At 68.1% G+C, this 3,862-nt stretch carries 4 protein-coding genes; 3 read left to right on the forward strand and 1 reads right to left on the reverse strand.

All coding sequences use genetic code 11. The annotated features are described in order from the left end of the window. Positions 1 to 770 (reverse strand): HAMP domain-containing protein (locus tag CS1GBM4_RS20095; RefSeq protein WP_186420536.1); only part of this gene is annotated, 770 nt, incomplete at its 3' end. Positions 771 to 1,240: 470 nt separating this feature from the next. Here CS1GBM4_RS20095 and CS1GBM4_RS20100 point away from each other — a divergent pair. From CS1GBM4_RS20100 to CS1GBM4_RS20110, 3 genes are all read left to right on the forward strand, one after another. Continuing rightward, positions 1,241 to 1,939, forward strand: coding sequence for a L,D-transpeptidase (locus tag CS1GBM4_RS20100; protein WP_186420539.1), 699 nt, complete (start codon positions 1,241 to 1,243; stop codon positions 1,937 to 1,939). Positions 1,940 to 2,135: 196 nt separating this feature from the next. After that, positions 2,136 to 3,440, forward strand: coding sequence for a UDP-glucose/GDP-mannose dehydrogenase family protein (locus CS1GBM4_RS20105; RefSeq protein WP_186420537.1), 1,305 nt, complete (start codon positions 2,136 to 2,138; stop codon positions 3,438 to 3,440). Positions 3,441 to 3,551: 111 nt separating this feature from the next. Then, positions 3,552 to 3,862 (forward strand): DUF2076 domain-containing protein (locus CS1GBM4_RS20110; protein ID WP_186420538.1); only part of this gene is annotated, 311 nt, incomplete at its 3' end.

Raw genomic sequence — 3,862 nt, forward strand, 5'->3', positions numbered from 1 at the left:
TCGGTGCTCTGGCGCAGAACCGCCACAGCCCGCGCCATCTCGCCGATCTCGTCGCGCCGCCCGGTATGGGGAACCTCGACCTGCGTCTCGCCCGCCGTCAGCCGGCTCATCGTCCCCCCGAGATCGAGCAGCGGACGGGTGATCGAGCGCTGCGCGAACAGCATCGCGGCCGCGATCGACGCGATGAGCGTCGAGAGCAGCACCACCGGCAGGATCCATTCGATCTGCCGCGTGAAGCTGGCCGCCTCGGCCGAAAGCCTGGCTCCGACCTCCTCGTTGCGCTTGCCGAAAGCGACGAGCTGGTCGTTCAGCGCCTTGCGATTGGCGCGGTTCTGTTCGTTGTTGCCCTGCTGGTTGGCGGCGGCGGTCGAGACCTCGCGGCCGAGCCGGATCGTCTCGCTGCGGAAGGCGATGAACTCATCGACCGACTTCTGCAGCTTCAGCGCGGTGTCGCGCTCTTCCGCCGGGACCAGCGCGACCAGACCGGCGGCGAGCTCGCGCATCACCGGGAAGCGCGCCTCCTTCGGCTTGGCGAAGGCCTCGGCCTCCTTGGCGTCCTTCGAAATGTAGATGCCGCGGGAATCCATCACCACTGCGAAGACCTGGGCGTTGATGCGCTCGGTCACCAATGCGATCTCGCCCTGGATGTCCGAACGGGCGTTGAGATCGGCGGAGCGCAGGAGCGCATAGAGGCTCAAGGCCGCGGAGAGCATCGCCCCGGCGGCGATGATGGCCAGCATCGCCAGAACCTTGAAGCGGATCGACTTCATCTTTTAACTCGCATTCCCCCGCCGGCCGGGGAACCGACCGGCGCCTGAATTTTCGGCATGAACAGGCACCGAAGCCGACATGGCTTAAAAAGCTTTGCCGGCAGCAGTTAAGAGCGCTTTAAAACTGGCCGGATCGCCCTCGAAAGCTGGCGAAAACTGCGGCATTCCACCTCTTTTCACGCCATATCGAACGCCGCCCACACGCAGCGATGGAAACCGCCGCCATGCGATGGCGGCATGCCCCACTGTGGCATTGGTGCCACGCTCCGCGTTCGCCATCGTTTCGCCGCATTCTTTTCACCCCGGCGCCATGCCGCACCGGGAAGTGGAAGGGGTCCGCCGACGGGAATTGATTGGAACTTGTCGGCAATCCGCATGTTGTCGCTGCCAGCCGTCCCACCAAGAGCCGAGTTATGCCCTCCCCCCTGCCCGACGCTTCCGCCACCTGTTCCCGACGCCGCTTCCTGACCATGGCCTCGGCCTTCGTCCCCGTCGGCCTGGCCGGCTGCGTCAGCGGGCCGCAACAGCCCTACGAGGTCCGCACGCCGGCCCATCACAACGCGGCGTTCCTCTCGATGTACGACGAGCGCCCGGACGAGCGGCATCCGCTGCCGGCGACCGACATCTCCGAGGTCGACACGCGCTTCCTGCGCCAGGAGGTCAACTACCGGACTTCCGAGGCGCCCGGCACGATCGTGGTAGACACCTCGGCCCGCTATCTCTACCTCGTGCGCGAGAACGGCCGCGCCATCCGCTACGGCATCGGCGTCGGCAAGCAGGGCATGTCCTGGCGCGGCCGCGCCGCCGTCGCCCGCAAGGCGGAATGGCCGCGCTGGACGCCCACCGCTGCGATGATCGCCCGCGAGCCGGAGCGCAACGCTCCCTGGGCCGGCGGCATGCCCGGCGGCGTCGACAACCCGCTCGGCGCGCGCGCGCTCTATCTCTACCAGGGCAATCGCGACACGCTCTACCGTATCCACGGCACCACCGAGCCGTGGTCGATCGGCAAGGCCGTCTCCTCCGGCTGCATCCGCCTGTTCAATCAGGACATCATCGATCTCTACAGCCGCGTTCCGATCGGCACGACCGTCGTGGTCCTGAATCGCAACCCGATCGCCGAGCCTCAGCTCGACGAGACGGACGCGCCGCTGCCGCCGGACGACATCTGAGGTCGCGCCGCGCCCGCTCGGGCTACCTCCGAAGGTGGCGACCGCGCCCGCCTTCGGCGATATCGTCACGACGGCGTCATCCGCCATCGTCATGGCGCGCAAACGGCCAGAGCGCGCGGCAGCGATTTGCCTCCGTGCGGTTTTGCGATAGGCCCTGCTGGCCGGCAGGCCGCCGGCCGGATTGTGAGAACGCCAGATGCGCGTGACGATGATCGGTTCAGGCTATGTCGGCCTGGTTTCCGGAGCCTGCTTCGCCGATTTCGGCCATGAGGTGACCTGCGTCGACACCGACGCCGGCAAGATCGCGGCGCTGAAGCGCGGCGAGATCCCGATCTACGAGCCGGGCCTCGACGATCTCGTCGCCAGCAATGTCCGGGCCGGGAGACTTTCCTTCACCACCGAGCTCGCCGGCCCGGTCGCCGCGGCCGACGCCGTCTTCATCGCGGTCGGCACGCCCTCGCGCCGGGGCGACGGCCATGCCGACCTGTCCTATGTGCATCAGGCGGCGCGCGAGGTGGTCGCCGCCATCGAGGGCTTCACCGTCGTCGTGACCAAGTCGACCGTGCCGGTCGGCACCGGCGACGAGGTCGAGCGGATCATGCGCGAGACCAGGCAGGACGCCGACTTCGCCGTGGTCTCCAACCCCGAGTTCCTGCGCGAGGGGGCCGCGATCGCCGACTTCAAGCGCCCGGACCGGATCGTGATCGGCACCGAAGACGATCGCGCCCGCAAGGTGATGGAGGAGCTCTACCGGCCGCTCTATCTCAACGCCGCGCCGATCCTGTTCACCGCGCGGCGGACCTCCGAGCTGATCAAATACGCGGCCAACGCCTATCTCGCGACGAAGATCACCTTCATCAACGAGATCGCCGACCTGTGCGAGCGGGTCGGAGCCAATGTCCAGGAGGTGGCGCGCGGCATCGGCCTCGACAACCGCATCGGCAGCAAGTTCCTGCATGCGGGCCCCGGTTATGGCGGCTCCTGCTTCCCGAAGGACACGCTCGCTCTGATCAAGACGGCGCAGGACATGGAGAGCCCCCTGCGGCTGGTCGAGACGGTGGTCGCGGTCAACGACCAGCGCAAGCGGGCGATGGCGCGCAAGGTCATCGCCGCCTGCGGCGGCTCGGTCAGGGGAAAGCGCATCGCCATCCTCGGCCTCGCCTTCAAGCCGAACACCGACGACATGCGCGAGGCGCCGTCGCTCGCGATCGTCACCGCGCTGCTGGACGCCGGCGCCGAGATCATCGCCTACGATCCCGAGGCGATGGCGAGCGCCAGAGCGCTGATGCCCGAGATCGCCTACGCGCCCGACGCCTATTCCTGCCTCGACGGCGCAGACGCGCTGGTGATCGTCACCGAATGGAACGCCTTCCGCGCGCTCGACCTCGGCCGGGTCAAGGCCGCGCTGCGGCAGCCGGTCGTCGTCGACCTGCGCAACATCTACCGGTCCGCCGAGATGCGCGAGCGCGGCTTCACCTATCTCAATGTCGGCAACGCCTGAGGCGCAGTCCCCTCTCCGCGTCCGGCCGCGGGCGCCTTGATAGCGTCATAAGCCGACCCCACCTTTCGAGCGACAGGGCAGCCGCCCCGTCCAACATGAGAGGAGATGACGATGACGCCGCAGGAACGCGACGTGATCGCCGGGATTTTCGACCGCCTGCGCCAGGCGGCCAACCAGCCCCGCGACCCCGAGGCTGAACGTTTCATCGCCGAGCGCCTGCGCGAGCAGCCCTATGCCGTCTATGCGATGGCGCAGTCGGTCTACATCCAGGAGCAGGCGCTCGCCAGCCTGCAGGGCCAGATCGAGCAGTTGCAGGCGGAGATCGACCAGTTGCGCAGCCGGCCGGCCGCTCAACCTCCGGCCCAGCAGGCCGGCGGCTTCCTGTCCGGCATCTTCGGCGGCGGCGCGAGCCAGCCGCCCTG

This window comes from Allobosea sp. CS1GBMeth4 (genome assembly GCF_900185715.1).
Lineage (GTDB): Bacteria > Pseudomonadota > Alphaproteobacteria > Rhizobiales > Beijerinckiaceae > Allobosea.